General features: G+C 39.2%; 21 protein-coding genes and 1 tRNA gene. 15 read left to right on the forward strand and 7 right to left on the reverse strand.

Annotated features, from left to right (window positions below):
• Positions 1-12: 12 nt before the first annotated feature.
• From rnc to ABVM50_RS03785, 3 genes are read right to left on the reverse strand one after another with little or no spacing between them, the layout of a single operon-like run.
• A complete protein-coding gene (gene rnc / locus ABVM50_RS03775) occupies positions 13-744 on the reverse strand; it encodes a ribonuclease III (RefSeq protein ID WP_141876290.1) in 732 nt (243 codons plus the stop codon).
• A 3-nt stretch (positions 745-747) separates the two neighbouring features.
• Positions 748-2,001: a beta-ketoacyl-ACP synthase II gene (fabF, locus tag ABVM50_RS03780; RefSeq protein WP_295181744.1), complete on the reverse strand. Its 1,254-nt coding sequence runs from the start codon at positions 1,999-2,001 to the stop codon at positions 748-750.
• Positions 2,002-2,015: 14 nt separating this feature from the next.
• Positions 2,016-2,252, reverse strand: coding sequence for an acyl carrier protein (locus ABVM50_RS03785; RefSeq protein WP_013069791.1), 237 nt, complete (start codon positions 2,250-2,252; stop codon positions 2,016-2,018).
• Between the two features lie 146 nt (positions 2,253-2,398).
• Between ABVM50_RS03785 and purN the strand changes: the two genes are divergently transcribed.
• From purN to ABVM50_RS03805, 4 genes are all read left to right on the forward strand, one after another.
• Complete coding sequence (gene purN / locus ABVM50_RS03790) at positions 2,399-2,989, forward strand: phosphoribosylglycinamide formyltransferase (RefSeq protein WP_405200031.1); 591 nt, start codon at positions 2,399-2,401, stop codon at positions 2,987-2,989.
• A gap of 5 nt (positions 2,990-2,994) precedes the next feature.
• Positions 2,995-3,459 (forward strand): ribonuclease HI, encoded by a 465-nt coding sequence (gene rnhA, locus ABVM50_RS03795; RefSeq protein WP_295181753.1) that lies wholly within the window; start codon positions 2,995-2,997, stop codon positions 3,457-3,459.
• Between the two features lie 74 nt (positions 3,460-3,533).
• A complete protein-coding gene (locus ABVM50_RS03800) occupies positions 3,534-4,457 on the forward strand; it encodes a PfkB family carbohydrate kinase (protein ID WP_405200032.1) in 924 nt (307 codons plus the stop codon).
• Positions 4,458-4,531: 74 nt separating this feature from the next.
• Positions 4,532-6,430 carry an amidophosphoribosyltransferase gene (locus tag ABVM50_RS03805; protein WP_405200033.1) on the forward strand — a complete coding sequence of 633 codons (1,899 nt, stop codon included), beginning with the start codon at positions 4,532-4,534 and terminating at the stop codon, positions 6,428-6,430.
• 634 nt (positions 6,431-7,064) lie between these two features.
• On the opposite strand, the gene ABVM50_RS03810 is transcribed toward ABVM50_RS03805, so the two are convergent.
• The gene (locus ABVM50_RS03810) at positions 7,065-7,673 is read right to left on the reverse strand and encodes a superoxide dismutase (RefSeq protein WP_405200034.1); all 609 of its coding nucleotides are present in this window, start codon (positions 7,671-7,673) and stop codon (positions 7,065-7,067) included.
• Positions 7,674-7,850: 177 nt separating this feature from the next.
• Here ABVM50_RS03810 and ABVM50_RS03815 point away from each other — a divergent pair, with 177 nt between their 5' ends.
• The 5 genes from ABVM50_RS03815 (at position 7,851) to ABVM50_RS03835 (ending at position 17,500) form a co-directional block, all read left to right on the forward strand.
• The gene (locus tag ABVM50_RS03815) at positions 7,851-10,961 is read left to right on the forward strand and encodes a UvrD-helicase domain-containing protein (RefSeq protein WP_405200035.1); all 3,111 of its coding nucleotides are present in this window, start codon (positions 7,851-7,853) and stop codon (positions 10,959-10,961) included.
• Between the two features lie 44 nt (positions 10,962-11,005).
• Positions 11,006-12,202: a glycine C-acetyltransferase gene (gene kbl / locus ABVM50_RS03820; protein WP_405200036.1), complete on the forward strand. Its 1,197-nt coding sequence runs from the start codon at positions 11,006-11,008 to the stop codon at positions 12,200-12,202.
• A 181-nt stretch (positions 12,203-12,383) separates the two neighbouring features.
• A complete protein-coding gene (locus ABVM50_RS03825) occupies positions 12,384-13,808 on the forward strand; it encodes an OmpA family protein (protein ID WP_405200037.1) in 1,425 nt (474 codons plus the stop codon).
• A gap of 61 nt (positions 13,809-13,869) precedes the next feature.
• A complete protein-coding gene (locus ABVM50_RS03830; RefSeq protein ID WP_405200038.1) occupies positions 13,870-16,620 on the forward strand; it encodes a PD-(D/E)XK nuclease family protein in 2,751 nt (916 codons plus the stop codon).
• On the forward strand, positions 16,607-17,500 hold the full coding sequence (locus ABVM50_RS03835) for an alpha/beta hydrolase family protein (RefSeq protein ID WP_405200039.1): 894 nt from the start codon (positions 16,607-16,609) through the stop codon (positions 17,498-17,500). Before ABVM50_RS03830 ends, ABVM50_RS03835 begins: the two co-directional genes overlap by 14 nt.
• 43 nt (positions 17,501-17,543) lie before the next feature.
• Here the strand turns inward: ABVM50_RS03835 and ABVM50_RS03840 are convergent.
• A tRNA-Ala gene (locus ABVM50_RS03840) sits at positions 17,544-17,617 on the reverse strand.
• A 61-nt stretch (positions 17,618-17,678) separates the two neighbouring features.
• On the opposite strand from ABVM50_RS03840, the gene ABVM50_RS03845 reads away from it, so the two are divergent.
• Genes ABVM50_RS03845 through ABVM50_RS03865 form a run of 5 tightly spaced genes read left to right on the forward strand, consistent with a single transcriptional unit; the run spans position 17,679 to position 20,710 of the window.
• Positions 17,679-18,179, forward strand: coding sequence for a GNAT family N-acetyltransferase (locus ABVM50_RS03845; protein WP_405200040.1), 501 nt, complete (start codon positions 17,679-17,681; stop codon positions 18,177-18,179).
• 26 nt (positions 18,180-18,205) lie between these two features.
• Positions 18,206-19,546: an MATE family efflux transporter gene (locus ABVM50_RS03850; RefSeq protein ID WP_405200041.1), complete on the forward strand. Its 1,341-nt coding sequence runs from the start codon at positions 18,206-18,208 to the stop codon at positions 19,544-19,546.
• Positions 19,547-19,602: 56 nt separating this feature from the next.
• A complete protein-coding gene (locus ABVM50_RS03855) occupies positions 19,603-20,370 on the forward strand; it encodes an enoyl-CoA hydratase/isomerase family protein (RefSeq protein ID WP_405200042.1) in 768 nt (255 codons plus the stop codon).
• Positions 20,371-20,556 (forward strand): hypothetical protein, encoded by a 186-nt coding sequence (locus ABVM50_RS03860; RefSeq protein WP_141876304.1) that lies wholly within the window; start codon positions 20,371-20,373, stop codon positions 20,554-20,556.
• Complete coding sequence (locus ABVM50_RS03865) at positions 20,531-20,710, forward strand: hypothetical protein (RefSeq protein ID WP_405200043.1); 180 nt, start codon at positions 20,531-20,533, stop codon at positions 20,708-20,710. The genes ABVM50_RS03860 and ABVM50_RS03865 overlap by 26 nt, the downstream gene beginning before the upstream one ends.
• 111 nt (positions 20,711-20,821) lie before the next feature.
• Here ABVM50_RS03865 and ABVM50_RS03870 read toward each other — a convergent pair whose 3' ends face one another.
• On the reverse strand, positions 20,822-21,475 hold the full coding sequence (locus ABVM50_RS03870) for a 2OG-Fe(II) oxygenase (RefSeq protein WP_405200044.1): 654 nt from the start codon (positions 21,473-21,475) through the stop codon (positions 20,822-20,824).
• Between the two features lie 99 nt (positions 21,476-21,574).
• Here ABVM50_RS03870 and ABVM50_RS03875 point away from each other — a divergent pair, with 99 nt between their 5' ends.
• On the forward strand, positions 21,575-22,027 hold the full coding sequence (locus ABVM50_RS03875; RefSeq protein ID WP_405200045.1) for a 6-pyruvoyl trahydropterin synthase family protein: 453 nt from the start codon (positions 21,575-21,577) through the stop codon (positions 22,025-22,027).
• Positions 22,028-22,113: 86 nt separating this feature from the next.
• On the opposite strand, the gene ABVM50_RS03880 is transcribed toward ABVM50_RS03875, so the two are convergent.
• Positions 22,114-22,485: a hypothetical protein gene (locus ABVM50_RS03880; RefSeq protein ID WP_405200046.1), complete on the reverse strand. Its 372-nt coding sequence runs from the start codon at positions 22,483-22,485 to the stop codon at positions 22,114-22,116.
• Between the last annotated feature and the right edge of the window lie 84 nt (positions 22,486-22,569).

Here is a 22,569-nt window from a genome sequence, read left to right on the forward strand (position 1 = left end):
TAATTTCGCAAATTATTTTATTTTAGTTTGAAGTGCGTAGTAAGCGCGTTTCGATGCTTTCTCTTCAGCTTTCTTTTTTGAAGTTGCCCTGGCCTTAGCTACCACCCGATTTTCAATTCGGAGTTTTACCGCGAAATGTTTAAGTTCATCATTCCCGGTATCCTCGTAGACTTCGAAATCAAATTCCTTCTTTTCCTTCTGGCACCATTCAATTACCAGACTTTTATAGCTAATTACTTTTCCTTCGAGTTGCTCTATATCCACATATGGATCTATCACTCGCTCGTAAATGAAGCGTTCACAATACTTATAACCTCTATCAAGATAAATAGCACCAACGAGAGCTTCAAACAGGTTTCCATGAATATTCACTCCAAATTGAGTGACAGGGATATTGGTTTGAACATGTTCGATAAGACCCAGGTCTTTCCCTAGTTCATTCAGGTGCTTACGACTCACCACCTTGGAACGCATTTTAGTAAGATAGCCTTCATTCCCTCCGGGAACTGCTCTAAATAGATGAGAAGCGACCACCGCACTAAGCATGGCATCGCCAAGAAATTCCAGTCGTTCAAAGTTGATGGCATTACCATCTTCATCTCTTCGATTAAGAGAGCGATGGGTAAATGCCTTTTTATATGGAGAAAGTGTCTTTGGTTTAAAACCCAGGATTTGAGTTAGGATATTAAAAAAATTCCCGCCTTTATAAGAGCGGGAATTTAATATGTTACGAATGACGCTCATGGTCTATTCGTCTAATTTTTTAAATACTACACAGGCATTATGACCTCCAAAACCAAACGTGTTACTCATTGCGATCTTGACTTCTCTTTCCTGAGCTTTGTTCAGGGTTAGATTAAGTTCAGGATCAATATTTTCATCAATGTTCTCATGGTTAATGGTAGGCGGGATCAAACTATATTTCATTGAAAGTATCGACGCAATTGCTTCAATGGCTCCAGCTGCACCTAGAAGGTGACCGGTCATTGATTTAGTTGAATTGATATTCATGTTTTTAGCATGATCTCCAAATACCTTGGATATAGCCTTTAATTCAGCTACATCCCCAAGCGGTGTAGAAGTACCATGTGTATTGATCACATCTACATCCTCTGGTTTTAATCCTGCATTCTTAAGGCAGTTTTTCATTACAGCAACAACTCCATCTCCTTCCGGATGCGGAGCAGTCATGTGATAAGCGTCTGAAGATAGACCACCGCCAAGCAATTCAGCATAGATCTTAGCTCCTCTTGCTTTAGCGTGCTCATATTCTTCAAGAATAAGAGCTCCAGCTCCTTCGCCAAGAACAAATCCATCCCTGGTGGAATCGAATGGTCTTGAGGCTGTCTCCGGGCTTTCGTTTCTGGTAGAAAGGGCATGCATTGCGTTAAATCCACCCATTCCTGCCAGTGTCACAGCAGCTTCAGATCCTCCTGAAACAATTACATCACTGTATCCCAACCTAATGTTGTTTAGTGCATCTATCATTGCGTTTGCAGATGATGCACATGCTGATACTGTGGTATAATTTGCTCCCATGAATCCGTGTTTGATAGAAATATTACCCGGGGCAATATCTGCAATCATCTTCGGAATAAAGAAAGGATTGAATCTTGGAGTACCATCACCTTCAGCGAAGTTGATGACTTCATTCTGGAAAGTTTCCAGTCCACCTATCCCAGCACCCCAAATAACGCCAACGCGATATTTGTCTACCGTTTCAAGGTCTATACCAGAATCCTCGATAGCTTCGTCTGCAGATACCATTGCATACTGAGCGAACCTATCAAGTTTTCGGGCCTCCTTGCGATCAAAATGATCTAAAGGATTAAAATTTTTGAGTTCACATGCGAATTTAGTCTTGAACTTTTCAGTATCAAAATAAGTGATAGGCGCACTACCACTTTTTCCACTTTTAAGTCCTTCCCAATATTCCTCTAAATTGTTACCAATTGGGGTTAAGGCTCCAAGGCCTGTAACTACTACTCGCTTCAACTCCATATGGTGTCTATGATTTATTTTTTAGCGTCTTCGATATATGAAATTGCCTGACCTACAGTTGCAATGTTCTCTGCCTGATCGTCTGGAATCTGAATGTCGAATTCCTTTTCGAATTCCATGATCAATTCAACTGTGTCTAGTGAATCAGCACCCAAGTCGTTGGTGAAGCTGGCTTCGTTTACAACTTCATTCTCGTCAACTCCTAATTTGTCAACGATTATAGCTTTTACTCTTGATGCAATGTCTGACATAATTTTTTATTTTAATTTTGATTAGGTGGCAAAAATAAAAACTTTTATTTTAAAACCGATTTTTACTCCAAAAATGTGATGGTAATTTACATAAATTCACTCAAAGCAGTTAATTTTACATCCTAATAATTGTTAACAGCCTTATTTTGAGTGACAAAAGAAATACGACCAAAAAGAAGATTGTCATTTTTGCTTCAGGCTCCGGTACGAACGCCGAGAATATTATCAGGTACTTTCAGGAATCCAGTGATACCAGCGTATTAGCGGTATTCTCCAATAAAAAATACGCCGGTGCTTTAAAAAGAGCACATGACCTGCAGGTAAAAGCCTTGCATTTTGACAGAAATTCATTCTACCAGACCAATGAAGTTCTTCATATTCTGGAAGACATGAATCCAGATCTTATTGTTCTGGCAGGTTTTCTATGGTTGTTCCCATCCAAAATCATTGCTGAATTTCCAGATCGTATCATCAATATACATCCCGCACTACTACCTAAATTTGGCGGTAAAGGCATGTATGGAAATAAAGTTCATGAGGCAGTTATAGAGAAAAAAGAAAAAGAAAGTGGTATTAGCATTCATTATGTAAATGAACATTATGATGAAGGAAATATCATTTTCCAGGCAACCACTCCAATTACCGAGGAAGACACACCAGCAAGTCTTGCCACAAAAATTCATACGCTGGAATACAAGCACTTCCCGGAAGTGATCCAGCAACTCCTGCAAAAATAAATTAAGTGACTACACCAAAGGTGCATATTTATACAGACGGTGCTGCCCGGGGCAATCCCGGTCCCGGAGGTTTTGGTATCGTGATGGAATGGGTCGGCAAACCTTACCAGAAAGAATTCGCCCAGGGATTTAAGCTTACCACGAATAATAGAATGGAGCTTATGGCGGTGATCGTTGCTTTAAGCAAATTAAAAACACCCGGAACACCCGCTAAGGTTTTCACCGATTCCCGCTATGTTTCAGACGCAGTGAACAAAGGCTGGATCTTTGGCTGGGAAAAGAAAAATTTTGTGAATCGTAAAAATGCTGATCTCTGGAAAGCTTTTCTGAAGGTCTTCCGAAGACATAAGGTAGAGTTCCAATGGATCAAAGGTCATAATGATCACCCACAAAATGAGCGTTGTGACGCCCTGGCAGTAATGGCCTCTAAAGGAAAGGACCTTCCCGCAGATGATGGCTACAAAGCTTAACAATTGAACCCGACATTCAGGTTTACAGCTTGAAAAACAAACTGTATATTTGCAGCGACAATTTAAAACCCGTTATGAGTAAATTACTTATTGTTGGAACTGTAGCTTTTGATGCTATTGAAACTCCATTTGGAAAAACAGATAAAATATTAGGTGGAGCAGGTACTTTTATAGGACTTTCTGCAGCGAACTTTGATATAGACAGCGCCGTGGTTTCTGTGGTGGGAGATGATTTTCCCCAGGAATATCTCGACCTAATGAAGAATAACAAGATCGATATCGAAGGAATCGAAATTGTACAAGGAGGGAAAACGTTTTTCTGGAGCGGTCGTTATCACAATGACCTGAACAGCAGAGACACTCTGGATACGCAATTGAACGTACTGGCAGATTTCAACCCGGTAGTTCCTAATAACTATAAGGACGCAGAATATGTAATGCTAGGAAACCTTCATCCATTAGTTCAATTGAGCGTACTGGAACAGGTTGAGAATCCTAAGCTTGTTGTTCTTGACACCATGAACTTCTGGATGGACAATACTCCTGAAGATCTTGACAAAGTAATTGCTAAAGTAGATGTGATCATGATCAACGACGAAGAAGCAAGACAACTTTCAGGTGAATACTCTCTGGTGAAAGCTGCCAGAAAGATTGCTGAAATGGGTCCTAAATATATAGTGATCAAAAAAGGAGAACATGGTGCACTGCTTTTCCATGAAGACCAGATCTTCCATGCTCCTGCCCTTCCACTTGAAGAAGTTTTCGATCCAACCGGTGCTGGTGATACATTTGCTGGTGGTTTTATTGGATACCTTGCCAGAACAAATGATATCTCTTTCGAGAATATGAAGAACGCGGTGATCTACGGATCCAATCTCGCATCATTTTGCGTTGAAAAGTTTGGAACAGAGCGGATGCAGAAATTATCTCGCGAGGAAGTAAATGAACGGCTTCACGATTTCAAGAAGCTAACGCACTTCGAAACAAAATTAGATTAGTAAAACATGCCCTGTAATTTCAGGGCTTTTTTTGTGACATAAACAACAACACAACAAATTCCAGATAAGACCCTATGAGTGACGCTATAAAACACGAATGTGGAATTGCACAGATAAGGCTTCTTAAACCATTAGATTACTATAAAAAGAAGTATGGCACTGCTTTTTATGGTGTTAATAAGATGTACCTTCTTATGGAGAAACAGCACAACCGAGGTCAGGATGGTGCAGGTTTCGCCAGTATAAAATTAAACACAGCACCTGGCGAGCGTTACATAAGTCGTGTAAGATCTAATGCCGCACAGCCAATTCAGGATATTTTTGAACAGATTAATCAAAGGATCAATGACGAGATCCTGGCAAATCCCGAGTATGCAGAAGACACTGAACTGCAAAAGAAATACATCCCTTATCTGGGTGAGGTTTTCCTGGGTCATGTTCGCTACGGAACCTTCGGAAAGAATAGTATAGAAAGTGTACACCCATTCCTGAGACAGAACAACTGGATGCACCGTAATCTTATTGTTGCCGGGAATTTTAATATGACCAATGTGAACCAGTTGTTCGATAATCTTGTTGAACTCGGGCAGCATCCAAAGGAACGAGCAGATACAGTAACGGTCATGGAAAAGATCGGTCACTTTCTGGATTCAGAAGTAAGAAAATTATATAAGAAACTTAAGAAAGAAGGTTTTTCCAAGAAACAGGCTTCTCCACATATCGCAGAGCAGCTTGATGTTGCGAAAATCCTGAGAAAATCTTCAAAGAACTGGGATGGAGGTTATGCCATGGCAGGAATGATTGGTCACGGTGATTCCTTCGTACTTCGTGATCCTGCAGGGATTCGTCCCGCATATTACTATAAGGATGATGAAGTGGTTGTGGTAGCTTCAGAAAGACCTGTGATTCAAACAGTATTCAATGTAGATTTTAATGATGTTCATGAATTACCTCCGGGGAACGCGATCATCACTAAAAAAAGCGGAGAGGTAAATATTACCGAAATTCTGAAACCTCTGGAACGCAAGGCCTGTTCTTTTGAAAGGATCTATTTTTCCCGTGGTAGTGATGCTGAAATTTATGAAGAGCGTAAAATGCTGGGTAGACTACTCATGCCAGATGTATTGAAAAGCATTGAGCATGATACCTTAAAAACTGTCTTTTCTTTTATCCCTAATACTGCGGAAACTTCTTTCTACGGAATGGTGGAAGCCGCTCAGGATGAATTGAACAAGCAGAAGAACGAAGCTATCCTGGAGGAAAAGGAAACTCTAACCGATGCCAGACTGCAGGAAATTCTATCCCATAGGCTTAGAACTGAAAAGATCGCGATCAAAGACGTAAAGCTACGAACCTTTATTACTGAAGATAGCAGCAGGGATGACCTGGTTGCCCATGTCTATGATGTGACTTACGGCGTGGTAAAACCCGAGGACAACCTTGTAATCATTGATGATAGCATTGTTCGGGGAACTACTCTGAAAAAAAGTATCATCAAGATGATGGATAGATTAAAGCCAAAGAAGATCGTGGTAGTTTCTTCAGCTCCACAAATTAGGTATCCGGATTGTTATGGAATAGACATGGCCAGGCTGGAAGATCTTGTTGCTTTTAGAGCTGCTTTGGAGTTACTGAAGAAATCTGACAAATATGAGATTGTAGAAAAGGTTTACGAGAAATGTAAGCAACAGGTAGATCTAGATGATGCTGAAGTGCAGAACTTCGTGAAGGAAATGTATGATCCATTTACCAATGAACAGATCTCTGACAAGATCTCAGAATTGTTATGTGATACTGATGTAAATGCTGACGTAAAGATCATTTACCAAACGGTAGAAAACTTACATAAAGCATGTCCAAAGAACCTGGGTGACTGGTACTTTACCGGTGACTATCCCACTGCTGGCGGGAACCGTGTAGTAAACCGGGCATTTATAAATTTCTATGAAGGAAATACAGACAGGGCATATTAAATCGCTTTTCAACTAGTAATTATGCATTTGGTCTAATAATATTTGTGGCTAGGTTTTATCTATCTACATTAGTACCATGCCATAACATAAGTAGGTTAAGTTCATGGTAGATTTGGGGCAAAAAAAGGTGGATTCATTCCGCCTTTTTTTATGTCCGGTCGGTAAATTTCACCAGGCAACAATCACCCATAATATCCTAATTTAAAGCTATTTAACTAGTTTTCAGGTATTTCGTCCAAAAGTTTTATAAGCTACCAACATTCAACTTATCTTTATTAAACCATAGCATAAGTAGGTTAAGTTCATGGTAGATTTGGGGCAAAAAAAGGTGGATCTTGATCCGCCTTTTTTTATGCATATAACTGATGAACACCTTGTTTAAATCTTGCGCCTAGTCCTTGAACAGTTAATTCTTTTCAGCTACTCGTCTAGTTTTCAGGTATTTCATCCAAAAGTTTTATTTACTACCAACATTCATCTTATCTTTATTGGACCATAGCATAAGTAGGTTAAGTTCATGGTAGATTTGGGGCAAAAAAAGGTGGATCTTGATCCGCCTTTTTTTATGCACAAAATTGAACAAAAAAAAGACCGCCATCTGGCGGTCTTCAAAATTTAGAAAATCAATTCTATATTATTTTGCTTTTGCATATCTGCTGGAAACTTCTTTCCAATCGATCACATTAAAGAATGCATCAATATATTCAGGACGCTTGTTCTGGTAGTTCAGGTAGTAAGCATGTTCCCAAACGTCTAGTCCAAGAATTGGAGTTCCTCCACAGCCAGTTTCTGGCATGATTGGGTTATCCTGGTTTGCAGTAGAACAAACTTCTACTTTTCCACCACTATGTACACATAGCCATGCCCATCCAGATCCAAATTGTCCTGCAGCGGCATTAGAGAACTTCTCTTTAAAAGCTTCGAAAGAACCAAAAGCGCTGTCGATAGCTGAAGCTAGTTCACCTTCTGGTTTTCCTCCACCATCAGGAGACATTACTTCCCAGAATAAGCTGTGGTTATAAAAACCACCACCATTGTTTCTTACAGCCTTATTAGACATGTCAAGGTTTTGAAGTATATTCTCGATATTCTTTCCTTCCATATCTGTACCTTCGATCGCATTGTTTAGCTTCTTGGTATAACCTGCGTGATGCTTATCATGGTGAATTTCCATTGTTTTTGCATCTATATGTGGCTCCAATGCATCAAAAGCATATTTTAGTTTTGGTAATTCAAAAGACATAATTATCTGATTTTTTTGTGATTAGTACTTTATATTCCATCAAATTTAGCCATTAAGGCATTTAATGGAAATTATTTACTGTTATAAATTACTTAAAAGCAATGCCCGGTTTCCAGTCATTTTTATTTTAACTTTAAGCTTTGTACAAGCTCTCAAATCTCAATAATATAGCCGAATTTGGAAAATTTCTTTCATATCTATAATGCCTCTGCAGGCTCTGGAAAAACCTTCACCCTCGTAAAGCGTTATCTCAGTATTTTATTCAACTCCAATCGAAAGGATAGCTATAAAAATATCCTTGCCATCACCTTTACCAATAAAGCCGTTGGTGAAATGAAAAAACGGATCATAGAAAGTCTGGCAAGTTTTGCGAAAGAAGATTCAGTTCAGGTGGATCCTTTAATGATCGCGATCATGGAAGAAAATGATCTTTCAGAAGAGCAAATTCGGGAGAAATCCAGGGAAATTCTTAAAAGCATTATTCATAATTATGCTGCATTTGAAATTTCGACTATAGATGGTTTTACGCATCGGGTGATACGCACTTTCGCTCGTGACCTTGGTATACCCATGAATTTTGAAGTGGAAATTGGTGCGGAAGATATTCTAATGGAAGCGGTAGACAGCCTTATTAACCGCGCCGGCAGTGATGAGAAATTAACCCGGGTGCTGGTGAACTACACCCTTTCCAAAACAGATGATGATCGCAGCTGGGATATTAGTCGAGATCTTTACGATATATCGCGCTTGCTCATAAACGAAAATCACCAGAAAGAGATCGCAGTTCTTAAGACCAGAACGCTGGAGGATTTTGCCGCATTTGCCAAAAAATTAAGGGCAGATATGCTGGAAGCTGAAAATGGGTTAAAAACTTTTGGAGATCATTTTTTTGAAGTTATACAGAACGCAGGACTGGCAGAAGAAGATTTTAAAGGAAAGTACATACCAAAGCATTTTTCAAAATTGCAGCAAGGTGATATGTCGGTTGCTTTTGAGAGTGCGTGGGCGAAGAACATTGCAGATTCCCCAATGTATGCCAAGACCAAAGCCAGTAAGGATACTCAAATGAGCATGGATTCTTTACAACCTGAAATTGTGGAGATCTTTGAAACCTCTAAAAAACTGTTCTTTCACCTTGAATTTCTTACCGAGATCCGGAAAAATCTGGTTCAGCTTTCCTTGATCAATGAAATAAACCGGGAAATAGAGCTTATTAAAAAAGAAAAAAATGTCATTCTTATTTCAGAGTTCAACCCCAAAATAAGTGAACAGGTAAAAGATCAACCGGCACCTTTTATTTATGAACGGCTTGGAGAACGTTATCAGCACTATTTTATTGATGAATTCCAGGATACATCTACCATGCAATGGGAAAACTTGGTGCCACTCATTAGCCATAATCTTAGTCAGGGTGAAGAAGCATCTGGTATTACGATCGTGGGAGACGCAAAGCAGAGTATCTATCGCTGGCGAGGTGGCCGTGCAGAACAACTTATCGACCTTAGCAATAAAAAGACGAGTCCGTTTCAGGTAGAACAGATTCTTGAGAACCTGCCAAATAATTTTAGAAGTGGTTCTACGGTCGTGAACTTCAATAATAGCTTTTTTCAGTATGCTGCGACGCTTCTTACACATCCTGAATATGCAGATCTTTTTAAGAATTCAGCACAATTGCCTAAAAAAGGTGAATTTGGATATGTGAACGTAAGCTTTGTAGAGGCAAAAAATGCTGAAGAGCAACTGGAAGTCTATCCTGAAAAGATTTTTGAAACCATTAAAGATCTGGAGCAGCAAGGTTATTCCAAGCAGGATATTTGCATTCTAACGCGACGAAAAAAAGAAGGAATTGCCATTGCAGAATATCTTTCAGAACAGGGAATTTCAGTAATTTCTTCTGAAACGCTTCTGGTTTCTCAATCTTCGGAAGTAAAATTAATTGCAGATCTACTGAAGTTTTCACTTTATCCCGAAGACGATCAGTTAAAACTGAAGATCTACGAGCAGTTATCGCCTCGATACATTTCCGAAGAAGACAGTTTTCCAGTACTTATAGAGCATTTGCCTAAAAACGGACAGGAATTTCTAGGTTGGCTCGACTCTGAATTGGTAAGCTTTGATCTCATGGAGATCAAAAGATTGTCGATCTACGAAGCTGCAGAATATATCATTCGAAGTTTTGAACTTGTACAGAAATCCAACGCGTATATCCAGTTTTTCCTGGATTTTATATTTGAATCTGCTCAAAAAACCTCCAACAGTCTGCATTCATTTCTGGAACTCTGGGAACGTAAAAAGGACGGGCTAAGCATTGTGGTTCCAGAAACCGATGATGCTGTACAGATCATGACCATTCATAAATCGAAAGGTCTTGAATTTCCGGTAGTTATCTATCCTTTTGCAGATGCAGACCTGCAAAATACAAGAATGGATAACCTCTGGTTAAGCGTTCCAGATGAAAATATTCCGCTGGCTTATGTAAGTGCTTCTAAAAAATTACTGAACTGGAATGAGGAAGCGGTTGAGAAATATCATGACTTGTTGAGCAAGAATGAGCTGGATACGTTGAATGTCCTCTATGTTGCCTGTACGCGAGCTGCGGAACAGCTATATATTATGACCAGTCACGAATCTTCAGATAAAAAGATCCTTAATATTTCAGGAATCCTTAGAAACTTCCTGGAATCTGAATCTAAATATGACGATTCTCTGGTATGCGAATTTGGAGAAAAGCTAAAATATTCTTCCGAAGAGAAAAAAGGAAAAACCTCTATTTTCCCGGAACACTTCTATACTTCACCGGTTCAGAACAAAGCTGTAAATATCGTAACACGATCTGGCGCAATGTGGGATACAAAACAGCAAGAGGCTATCGAAAAAGGTGAAATTGCTCACGAGATCCTGGCCAGGATCAATTCTTCCAAAGATCTTGAAAAAGCCATGGACTGGGCAGTAAATTCAGGATTAATAAGGGAAGAATCAAGAACAGAGATCTCTGCCAGTATCGAAAAAATCATTCAGCACGAAGAACTAAAATATTTATTTGCCGAAAATGTGAATAATAAGAATGAAAAGGAAATCATTACCCAGGATGGTAACCGATTGCGTCCAGATAGACTGAACTTCAGTAATAACAAGATCACTATTATAGATTATAAGACCGGTGGTTTTGTGGATACTCATACCCGCCAGGTTTCAGAATATGCGAAAGCCATGACCAACATGGGTTATGAAGTGGAGAAATCTCTGCTCGTATATACGAACGAACCAGTTCAGATTAGGATTGTATAAAAGAATTATAACTTTGCACGAGAGTGAAAAATTAAAATATTGATATGTACGGAAAAATAAAAGAGCATTTAGAAAAAGAACTTGAAGAGATCAAAAACGACGGACTCTTTAAAAAAGAACGAATCATTACCGGACCTCAGGACGCGGTGATCAAAATATCTACCGGGCAGGAAGTGATCAACTTCTGCGCGAATAACTACCTGGGATTGTCTTCACATCCTGATGTGATTCAAGCTGCAAAAGATACTATGGATACTCATGGTTTTGGAATGTCCAGTGTACGTTTTATTTGCGGAACCCAGGATATTCATAAAGAACTGGAGCAAAAGATCGCTGATTTCTACGGAACTGAAGATACGATCTTATATGCTGCATGTTTTGATGCCAACGGAGGGATTTTTGAGCCACTGCTTACTAAAGAGGATGCTATTATTTCAGATTCATTAAATCATGCTTCTATTATTGATGGTGTGAGACTATGTAAAGCTGCGCGCTATCGTTACCAGAATGGTGACATGAATGATCTTGAAGAGCAGTTAAAGGCTGCGAACGAAAAAGGAGCACGTTTTAAAATGATCGTGACAGATGGTGTTTTCTCAATGGACGGCCTTGTGGCTCCTTTGGATGCTATTTGTGACCTGGCAGATAAGTATGATGCTTTAGTTATGATCGATGAATGTCATGCTACCGGTTTTATTGGTGAGAAAGGAATTGGAACATTGGAAGAAAAGAATGTTCTTGGTAGAGTTGATATCATAACAGGTACTTTAGGAAAAGCACTTGGTGGCGCCATGGGAGGTTACACCACTGCTAAAAAAGAGATCATTGAACTATTAAGACAAAGATCAAGACCTTACCTGTTTTCAAACTCACTGGCCCCTGCGATCGTGGGAGCATCCATTAAAGTGTTTGACATGCTTGAAAATGATTCCAGTTTGAGACAAAAGTTAAAAGAGAATACTGCTTATTTCAAAAAAGGTGTTAAAGATGCCGGATTTGAGATCATTGATGGCGAGGCAGCAATTGTACCTGTAATGCTTCATGATGCGAAATTATCCCAGGATATGGCAGACAAGTTGCTTGAGGAGGGAATCTATGTGATAGGCTTCTTCTATCCCGTGGTACCGAAGGGAAAAGCAAGAATTAGAGTTCAATTATCTGCCGCACATAACAAAGAACATCTGGACAAAGCGATTCAGGCATTTACCAAAGTTGGAAAGGAATTAGGAGTGATTAGCTAAAATTAACTTCTTATTTATTGATTGAAGAAGGTTGATTTCATTGAAAACCAGTCGTTAACAAGGCTGAAAACCCTTTGGAATCGCGCTCTAATTAAGAAAACTTTATTATTTTTACTTTTGTTAATATGCATTAAGCATATACTTTTGCTTACTATTAACACTTAAAACTAAACTATTAAATATGAAACATCTTAGCAAAATTGTATTGGCTTCTTTGCTGTTTTTGGGCTTTACTACGGCTCAGGCACAGGATGCTGACAACCCTTGGGCAATTGGTATTGGTGCCAATGCAGTCGATTTTTATCCAACCGGTGAGGATGCTCCTCTAGGTGGATGGTTCGACCAGTATTTTGATACCGGAGACCACTGGAACATTCTTCCATCGGTTTCTAAGCTTTCTGTATCCAGATATATTGGAGCAGGATTTGTAGGAGAATTGAGTGGTACTATCAACCAGATCGACAAGTATGGTGATAGAGGAGTTCAGGATCTTTCTTACTATGGTGTTGACCTTGGATTGGATTACAGCCTTAGAGCACTACTTAATGACGGATGGATTGATCCTGTTGTCGGAGTTGGTGGTGGTTACACTTGGATTGGTGACCAGGATGGAGAAGATATCTCTAACCTAGATGCTGCAACTCTTAACGGTAAAGTAGGATTGAACTTCTGGTTTTCAGATAACATCGCTCTTACTGTAGAATCTAAGTATAAGCACGTATTTGAAGCTGAAATGGCTTCTCACTTCCAGCATGCTGCTGGTGTTAAGTTCATGTTCGGTGGAACTGATACTGACGGTGACGGAGTATATGATAAAGACGATGAGTGTCCAGAACAACCAGGTCTTGCTGAATTCAACGGTTGTCCAGACTCTGATGGTGACGGGATCGAAGATCGTCAGGATGCATGTCCTAACGAAGCTGGTCTTGCTGAATTTGACGGATGTCCTGATGCTGATGGTGACGGTGTAGCTGATCCTGATGATGATTGTCCTGAAGTTGCAGGTCTTGCTGAAATGAACGGTTGTCCTGATGCTGATGGTGACGGTGTAAGAGATGATGAAGATGAGTGTCCTGAAGAAGCTGGTCCAGCTGAAAACAATGGATGCCCATGGCCTGATACTGACGGTGACGGAATCCTTGATAAGGATGATGACTGTCCTGAAGTAGCTGGTGTTGCTGCATCTAACGGATGTCCAGAACCAACTGCTGAAGTAATTTCAGAACTTAACGAATATTCTAAGACTGTACTTTTTGACTTGAATAAAGCATCTATCAGAACTGAATCTGAAGAAGCTCTTAAGTCTATCGTAGATATTATGAATGAGTATCCACAAACTATCTTCCACATTGGAGGTCACACAGATAGCTCAGGAAGTGATTCTTACAACATGAACCTTTCTAAAGAACGTGCTGCTTCTGTAGCTACTTTCCTTGAAGAGAATGGTGTACCATCTAACAGATTAACTTCTGAAGGATATGGTGAAACTCAACCAATTGCTACTAACAGTACTGCAAAAGGAAGACAGGATAACAGACGTGTTGAAATCTCTCTTGACAAAGACAAAGAGATGAAAGATAAGTCTAATGAAGAGTCAATGAACTAATTATTGAATTATTCATATAAGAAAACGCCCCGCATTGCGGGGCGTTTTTTATTTTAGGGCTATGAAATCATTCATATGCGAGGTCCTCGAAAAACTAAGGACTACCAATCATAATATATCAGAGCTGGTCATTATTCTTCCCAGCAAGCGTGCCGGTGCTTATCTACTTAAAGAACTTGCTGCGATAACAGAAGAAACAATCTTCGCACCTACAATCTATAGTATTGAAGAGTTTACAGAAGTTATTTCGAAACTACAGGGAATTGACAATACTGTTACCCTTTTCGAATTTTACAATGTTTATAAAGAACTGACTCCTGAAGATGAACAGGAAACATTCGAAACATTTGTGACCTGGGCACAAAGTCTTATTCATGATTTTAATGAAATAGACCGGTACCTGATCGATTATAAACCTTTCTTTGATTACTTATCAGGCATACAGGATATAAAACACTGGTATCTACAAGAAGAGAAAACAGAATTGATCGAGAAATACCTCGCTTTCTGGAAAAGACTTCCAGATTATTATGAATCCCTTGCCAACAGGTTACTTGAAAAAGAACAGGGATACCAGGGCCTTATTTATCGTAAGGCATCAGAGAACATCGAGGAATATTCGGCCAGTATTACATCAAAACATGTTTTTATTGGTTTCAATGCTTTAAATGCTTCGGAACAGCATATCATTCAGTTTATGCTGGAGAATGATAAAGCCGAAGTTTTCTGGGATCTAGACGAGCATTTTTACCAAGATAGTGCACATGGTGCCTCTTTATTTCTGAGACAATACCTCGAAGACTGGCAATTTTACCAGGAGAACCCGAAGCCTGTCTTTAACAATAAGTATTCAGAAGATAAGGAAATCCAGCTTATCGGCGTACCTAAAAATATTGGACAGGCGAAATACTTAGGCGAGATCATTACAGATCTCACTTCCGAAGAACTGGAGAATACGGCGATAGTACTTGGGGAAGAAGACCTTTTATTACCCGTTTTAAGCTCACTTCCAGATCATATCAATGATCTTAACGTTACCATGGGTTTTCCCATAGATAATGCGCCTGTAAGCTCTCTTTTTGAAAATATCTTTAATATTCATATCTCGACAAGTAAGGATCATTATTATAAAGATGTTCTTGGGATCGTAAATCACCCGGCTTTGTATGAAATCATTTCCAATGATGCAGACAGGTTGATTAAAAAGATCAATAAAGACAACCTTGTTTATTTGAAGTCTGAAGAAATTCTGGGAGAATTCAAGGAAGAAAATCAAAGAATAGCGGAGCTATGTTTTAAACCGAAAAACGATTCGGTTACCAGGTTTTCTGAAGATGTACAGGAATTAATTCAGATTCTTAAAACACATTTAAAAGCTAAAGAAGATACGCTCTCCTTAGAGTTCTTATATCATTTCTACCAGCTGTTTAATAAACTGGAAACTCTGAATGAGAAGTTTACCCATATAAAAACGATCAGGTCTTTACATGACTTTTACAAGGAACTGGTAAGTACTGAAACGCTAGATTTCCAGGGTAGACCTTTTAAAGGTTTGCAACTAATGGGAATGCTGGAATCACGGGCGCTTGACTTTGAAACTGTGATCATAACCTCTCTTAACGAAGGGACACTGCCTGCAGGAAAATCAGATAATTCGTTTATTCCTTATGATCTAAAACAGGAATATAAACTACCTACCTACCGGGAAAAGGATGCAGTGTATACGTACCATTTTTACAGATTACTCCAACGTGCAAAAAAGGTTTTCCTACTTTATAATACAGAAGCAGATGGCCTTAATTCTGGAGAGAAGTCCAGATTCATCACTCAGTTGGAGATAGAAAATATTCCAGCGCATCATATCACCCAGCATCTTATTAACCCGATGGTACCCGCTAACGGCCAAAAGTTAAGAGAGGTAGAGAAAACTCCGCAAATGATGGAGAAGATAAGGAGTCTTGCTGGCTCAGGTTTCTCACCTTCAGCATTGACTACATACATGAGAAATCCGCTGGATTTCTATAATCAGTATGTGCTGGGAGTGAGAGACCAGGAAGAAGTAGAAGAAACAGTAGCTTTTAATACGCTGGGAACAGTAGTTCATAATGCACTGGAAAACCTTTACAAACCGCTGGAAGGAGAATTACTATCCGCAGAGATTATTGAAAGATTTAAAAAGGAAGCAAACACCCAGATCGCACAGGAATTTGCCAAGAATTACAGCAAAGCACCATTAGATAAAGGTCGGAATTTGTTGATTTTCGAAGTAGCTAAAAGGTATATGCGCAATTTTCTGAATTTTGAAATTAAGAGACTGGAAAATGGGAGTGATATTCAGATAGTGCAGATAGAGAAAGATCTTAAGGTCGCGTTACCAATAGACGATCTGCAATTTCCAGTTTATTTGCGAGGTAAAGTAGACCGGGTTGAAAAAGCAGACGGTGTGACCAGAATTATGGATTATAAGACCGGAAAAGTTGAGTCCAAAGACCTGATCGTGAAGGACTGGATCGAAATAACAAAAGATTATGACAAATTCGCAAAAAGCTTTCAGGTTTTAACTTACGCCACCTTGATATCCCTTGAGAAAGATCTTAAATTCCCCGCTGAAGCAGGAATCATATCTTTCAAGAATCTTAGATCAGGATTTCTTAAATTTCAACTGAAAATTGACAAGAAACCAGACTATTTGATTCAGGCAGAAACCCTGGAATATTTTCAAAAAGAACTAAAAAAATTAATAATGGAGATCTGCAATCCAGAAATTCCATTTATCGAAAAAGAAATTAAAAAACATTATGGAAGTTTCTAAGGAACAGAATATCATCATCGAAGGTCGTCACAACAAGCCAATTCCAATGGACCTAATCTTTAAGGATGATGGAAAAGCAAAACCGGTGGTGATCTTTTGTCACGGATATAAAGGTTTTAAGGATTGGGGAGCCTGGGATAAAATGGGCGAACTGATTGCTGAAGCCGGCTATTTCTTCGTGAAATTTAATTTTAGTCACAACGGAACAAGTCCTGAAAATCCCACGGAATTTTACCAGATAGAAGCATTTGGTGATAATAATTACACCATCGAATTAGATGATCTACAATCTGTCATCGACTCACTTCTATTACCAACATTTAAGTTCGGTCAACACCTGGATCCTACAGATATTAGTTTGATAGGTCATTCCAGAGGTGGAGGAATCACTGTATTAAAGTCGGCTCAGGACAAACGAATCACCAAACTTATCACACTTGCATCGGTATCAGATTTTGGATCAAGATTTCCGGAAGGAAAAAAACTGGAAGCATGGGAGAAGAAAGGGGTTCAGTACATAGTAAACTCCAGAACAGGTCAGCAATTACCTCACCACTACCAGTTCTATAAAAATTTTAAAGAAAACAAAGAGAAGCTTAATATTAAAAAGGCGGCTCAAAAATTGAAAATTCCACATTTGATCGCTCATGGAAGTAGTGATACCAGTGTATCTATTGGAGAGGCCGGGAATCTTTTTGAGTGGAGTCCTGCTCCCAAATTATTGCTAGTCGAAAATGCAGATCATGTCTTCGGGGTTTCTCATCCCTGGAAAGATGAAGAGGAACTTCCAAAGGAATTCAAACATGTGATCAATAAAACGATCGAGTTCCTGAATGCTGATGCTGAGGATCTTTATGCTGAATATGCCGATAACGATTAATCCTGAAAAAACAAAAAACCACTGAAATTCAGTGGTTTTTTTGTGGAGAATATCGGAGTCGAACCGATGACCTTTTGGCTGCCAGCCAAACGCTCTAGCCAGCTGAGCTAATCCCCCGTAGCGGAGCAAATGTAATGATTTTTCATAAATATGAAAATGTTTATTTTATTAGCAACAAATGATCAAAAGAGCTAAAAATAGCGACCTCCGGGAGATCAAAAAACTAACTGAAGCCTGTGCCGAAGCTATGATCGAACAGGGAATCTATCAATGGAATGAACACTATCCTTCCATCGAAAAACTACAGGCCGATATTGAAAAACAGGAACTTTTCAAGCTAGTTTCAAATAATGAAATTCTAGGCATCATTATCCTCACTCCGGTTAAGGATGAGGAGTATGAACCTATTAATTGGTTAAGCAATACAGAGAATAATCTCTATGTTCACAGGCTGGCCACACATCCAGAAAATTGGGGTTCTGGATTAGGACAACAGTTAATGGACTTTGCCGAAAACTTTGCCAGAGATGAGAATTATGAATCGGTAAGACTTGATACCTTCAGTTTAAATAAGCGGAATCATAAATTTTACGAAGCCCGCGGATACCAGAGATTGGGTAATATCTATTTTCCGAAGCAAAGCGAAGCTCCTTTTTATTGTTACGAGTTGCTTTTGTAATATAAAGGCTTCTATATTTGCTGAATATGGCCTCAAAACCGGGAAATTCTGTAAGTTTTGGTAATATTAATAAGATCGCGATCCCGGCGATCATAGCAGGTATCGCAGAACCTTTAATTTCCTTAACCGATATTGCAGTTATTGGAAATGTAGAAGAAAATTCCATAGAAGCACTGGCCGCAGCAGGAATCGTAGGTTCATTTCTTTCTGCGATCATCTGGATCGTAGCGCAAACAAAAACTGCCATTTCAGCAACCGTTTCTCAACATCTGGGAGCAAACCGATTGCATGCTGTCAAGACTCTAATTCCCCAAACCATTCTTTTTAATTTTCTGTTTAGCCTGGTCATTTATGCTACCACGGCGATCTTTGCGGAAGCGATCTTCAGTGCATATAATGCTGATGGTCTTATTCTACAATATTCTGAAAGTTACTATAAGATCAGGGCACTTGGATATCCCCTAACACTGGTGACCTTCGCAATATTTGGCGTTTTTCGAGGTTTACAGAACACCCTTTGGGCAATGAAATGCAGTCTTACCGGAGCGGTGGTAAATATAGTTCTTGACTATATTCTGGTTTATGGAATTGACGGCCTTGTACCGGCTATGCATCTTGAAGGTGCCGCGTATGCCAGTCTTACTGCGCAGGCGACTATGCTTATTATGGCACTCTGGTTCTATTTTAGGAAAACACCATTTCATTTGAAGTTGAGTCTAAAGATCAATCCGCAGATGAAACCTTTATTGCTTATGGCAGCAAACCTGTTCATAAGAACTGCCGCTCTAAATTTTGCGATCTATCTGGCCAACGCTTATGCGACCGATTATGGCAAGAACTATATCGCAGCCCAGAGCATTCTTATGAACATCTGGTTGTTCTTCAGCTTTTTTATAGATGGCTATGCGAATGCAGGAAACGCGATTGGTGGAAAATTATTGGGTGCCAGGGATTATAAAAATTTATGGGAACTGAGTAAGAAAATAAGCAAGTATGCGGTACTTATCGCGCTTATTCTAATGGGGATTTGCTTTGCATTATATGATCAAATTGGTTTGCTATTTAATAAAGAAGCAAGTGTAATCGCATTATTCTCTTCAGTTTTCTGGATAGTTTTGATCATGCAACCCGTAAATGCGATCGCATTTATGTTCGATGGAATCTTTAAAGGACTGGGAGAAGCAAAATATTTGCGAAATGTCTTACTGGTCGCGACTTTCCTTGGCTTCACTCCTGCCCTTCTGCTTGCAGATCATTTCGGACTTAAACTCTATGCTATCTGGATCGCGTTCTTTGTATGGATGCTCATTCGAAGCAGTACTTTAGTTATATATTTCCGAAGAAAATATCTTGACAAAGAAGTCTAAAGACGATCAAGAGATATACTTAGAAATCTTATTTTTGAGTAAAATCGTAACACATTATGAGTACCAACCGCGAGAACGGAAGTTTATTTACCAATATTGACCAGAAGATAGCAACCCTGGAATTTGGCCACCCAGCTAGTAATTCTTTTCCGTCGGTTCTTCTGAAAAGACTGGAAGATGAGATTCATAGCCTTTCAGAAAGTAAGGATGTGGCCGTGATCATTCTAAAATCTGAAGGTGAAAAAGCTTTTTGTGCCGGTGCATCTTTTGATGAACTTATCAATATCGATAATCTTGATGATGGTAAGAAATTCTTTTCAGGTTTTGCAGGATTGATCAATGCTATGAGAGTTTGTAAAAAACTGATCGTAGGAAGAATTCATGGTAAAACTGTTGGTGGCGGTGTTGGACTTGCCGCTGCTTGTGATTATGCTTTTGCTACGGAAGCCGCTTCGATTAAACTTTCAGAATTGAGTATTGGAATTGGTCCTTTTGTGATCGCTCCGGCGGTAGAAAGAAAAATGGGCACCGCTGCACTGGCAGAACTTACTCTGGCTGCTCATGAGTGGAAGAATTCATATTGGGCTAAAGAAAAAGGTCTATTCGCCCGTGTTTTTGAATCCGTTAAAGACATGGATAAGGAAATATCACTATTTACTGAAAAGCTTGCTTCTTATAATCCTCAGGCACTTACTGAAATGAAACAGATCCTCTGGAAAGATACTGACCACTGGCCGCAACTGCTGGAAGTAAGAGCAGCTGTTTCTGGAGAACTTGTACTTTCAGATTTTACAAAAAATGCACTTTCAAAATTCAGAAAATAGATGAGTTCGATACAATCTATTAAACCGGAAAAAGATGAAGCTTACGAGATGGGTTACACGATAGGAACTTTCCTTGGTGAAAATATCTATCTTTTAATTGCCCTGGTTATTGGATTGATCGCCGTTATATTCATGTGGAAATATGTTAAAAACACACCCGATGCAGGAACACCTCCCGAAAGATAAAGATGCAAACGAGGCCCAGGAATGGGGATGGACATTTCAGGAATTTATCACAGAAAACCTGTGGTATCTACTGGCAATACTATTTTTAATAGTCATATTCATATACGCGCGTTACCGCTGGAGAGTTCGTAACAATCGAAAATACAAGAACTAATGGAACAGGATACCTGGGAATTTCTGAGTTTTTTAAGCGGAATGGGTTTTTGGATCCTTCTCGCCATCATTCTCATAGTAGTCGTGATTTACAAAAAGTTTAAAAAGTAATTTACCTTGTTTTCAACCAGCCTGTAATACTCAGCCTAGGAACTCTGACAGTTTTAACTTCATGTTCAAGCTCCTGACTTTCAAAAATCACCATCCTTCCAGGTAATGGGTAAATTTTTAATTCCTCTTCTTTGCCATTATTCGTAGTATAAATGCTTAATTCACCGCCATTTTCAGGTGTCCAGTCTTCATTATTCAGGTAACAAACCATGGATAATTTACGTCGCCCGTCATTTTGAAAGGTATCTAGATGCCGCTTGTAGAAAGTTCCTTCCGGATATAGCGCATAATGAAACTCTTTATGGAGTATTCCCATAAAACAGGTACGATTCAGGTATTGCACCAGATCATTAACCTTTTCAAAAAAAATGGATTCTGCAGGTTCTGCTGTAGCCTCATTCATCCATAGAATAAAATCTCCCCGAACCGATTTTTCAATAAGCTCATTGGTTCTATTCCCAATTGCAGCTTTCTTAAAAGCATCTTCCTTATGTTTTGCAATGAGTGTTGACCTGAGCAGGTCTACCTCAGCAGGATTGAAGAAACCATCAACGATGCTATATTTTTGCTGTGCAATGTCGTCAATGATCGTCTCGTAAAGCTCATTGGGCTCGAAATCTACCTGTTCAAATAACTCCTTTTCCTTAAGGATCATGTGCGAAAAATTTCGCAAATGTAAATTTTAATTCAATTCATTGGTGTTAAAAATTTCGCCTTAAAAATTCCAATTATCTTTGCACAAAATAACAGCGTAATGAGCAAGATTCGAATCACCAAACAATTTACTTTTGAAACCGGTCACGCCCTGTATGGTTACGATGGCAAATGTCGTAATGTACATGGACATTCTTATAAACTTGGCGTCACAGTTATTGGCGAACCTATTACAGACCGCGAACACGTAAAATTAGGGATGGTGATCGATTTTGGGGATCTTAAAAAGATAGTGAAATCTGAGATCGTAGACCAGTTTGATCATGCGACCGTATTTAACAAAAACACACCGCATTTAGAGCTGGCAAAAGAGTTGAATTCACGTGGTCATCATGTGATTCTGGTCGATTATCAGCCAACAAGTGAGAATATGGTGATCGATTTTGCATCCAAAATTTCCAGGCATTTACCTGAGCATATCAAACTTCACTCTTTGAAATTACAGGAAACTGAAACTTCGTTTGCAGAGTGGTATGCCAGTGATAATAATTAGGGCGCACCCCTTCGGGTCGGGCTATACGCTACAAGTCCCGTGAAAAACGGGAGCTTTTCGCTGCTATCCCTTGCGCAAATTCTGAATTATGCCTTTTTTAATTCTCCAATTTGCAAAGCTTGATCATAATTGGCACTTACAGATTTTTTTAGACCAAGGATCTTAGCGCCATCTACCCGCTGTAGTGTTACAATATTTTCTCCTTTTTTGTTCTGCGAAATTTTCACCACCTCGACCAGTGTATTTTGAACCGACTTATAATTCGGCATTCCACCTTTCTTTACCACGAAGTTCAGCTTTGGCATATTTACGGCTGTATACGTGGTATTTTCTGGAGATTGGATTAGAAGACGATCACCAACTTCCGGATTATTGTCAATATTTGTGGCATTTACCTGATAACTCATTAAACCACAAATCATTAAAAAAGCGATAGAAAATAGTTTCGTAAATTTCATATTAGCAATATTTATGGATTTAATCTCTAAATTAATAATTTTCGCTCTTCTGGCGATACGTTTTTAGAATGCTTTAAGTCTTAT

Origin of the sequence: Christiangramia sp. LLG6405-1 (assembly GCF_045055805.1) — a bacterium.
Taxonomy (GTDB): domain Bacteria; phylum Bacteroidota; class Bacteroidia; order Flavobacteriales; family Flavobacteriaceae; genus Christiangramia.

Excerpts from the sequence above, each read along its gene's own strand:
- ABVM50_RS03880 (WP_405200046.1), bottom strand. The coding sequence starts at position 22,485 with ATGAAATTTACGAAACTATTTTCTATCGCTTTTTTAATGATTTGTGGT.
- ABVM50_RS03875 (WP_405200045.1), top strand. The coding sequence starts at position 21,575 with ATGAGCAAGATTCGAATCACCAAACAATTTACTTTTGAAACCGGTCAC.
- kbl (WP_405200036.1), top strand. The coding sequence starts at position 11,006 with ATGTACGGAAAAATAAAAGAGCATTTAGAAAAAGAACTTGAAGAGATC.
- ABVM50_RS03855 (WP_405200042.1), top strand. The coding sequence starts at position 19,603 with ATGAGTACCAACCGCGAGAACGGAAGTTTATTTACCAATATTGACCAG.
- ABVM50_RS03810 (WP_405200034.1), bottom strand. The coding sequence starts at position 7,673 with ATGTCTTTTGAATTACCAAAACTAAAATATGCTTTTGATGCATTGGAG.
- rnc (WP_141876290.1), bottom strand. The coding sequence starts at position 744 with ATGAGCGTCATTCGTAACATATTAAATTCCCGCTCTTATAAAGGCGGG.
- ABVM50_RS03785 (WP_013069791.1), bottom strand. The coding sequence starts at position 2,252 with ATGTCAGACATTGCATCAAGAGTAAAAGCTATAATCGTTGACAAATTA.
- ABVM50_RS03835 (WP_405200039.1), top strand. The coding sequence starts at position 16,607 with ATGGAAGTTTCTAAGGAACAGAATATCATCATCGAAGGTCGTCACAAC.
- ABVM50_RS03850 (WP_405200041.1), top strand. The coding sequence starts at position 18,206 with ATGGCCTCAAAACCGGGAAATTCTGTAAGTTTTGGTAATATTAATAAG.
- fabF (WP_295181744.1), bottom strand. The coding sequence starts at position 2,001 with ATGGAGTTGAAGCGAGTAGTAGTTACAGGCCTTGGAGCCTTAACCCCA.
- ABVM50_RS03800 (WP_405200032.1), top strand. The coding sequence starts at position 3,534 with ATGAGTAAATTACTTATTGTTGGAACTGTAGCTTTTGATGCTATTGAA.
- ABVM50_RS03870 (WP_405200044.1), bottom strand. The coding sequence starts at position 21,475 with ATGATCCTTAAGGAAAAGGAGTTATTTGAACAGGTAGATTTCGAGCCC.
- ABVM50_RS03845 (WP_405200040.1), top strand. The coding sequence starts at position 17,679 with ATGATCAAAAGAGCTAAAAATAGCGACCTCCGGGAGATCAAAAAACTA.
- ABVM50_RS03825 (WP_405200037.1), top strand. The coding sequence starts at position 12,384 with ATGAAACATCTTAGCAAAATTGTATTGGCTTCTTTGCTGTTTTTGGGC.
- ABVM50_RS03865 (WP_405200043.1), top strand. The coding sequence starts at position 20,531 with ATGCAGGAACACCTCCCGAAAGATAAAGATGCAAACGAGGCCCAGGAA.
- ABVM50_RS03805 (WP_405200033.1), top strand. The coding sequence starts at position 4,532 with ATGAGTGACGCTATAAAACACGAATGTGGAATTGCACAGATAAGGCTT.
- ABVM50_RS03830 (WP_405200038.1), top strand. The coding sequence starts at position 13,870 with ATGAAATCATTCATATGCGAGGTCCTCGAAAAACTAAGGACTACCAAT.
- ABVM50_RS03860 (WP_141876304.1), top strand. The coding sequence starts at position 20,371 with ATGAGTTCGATACAATCTATTAAACCGGAAAAAGATGAAGCTTACGAG.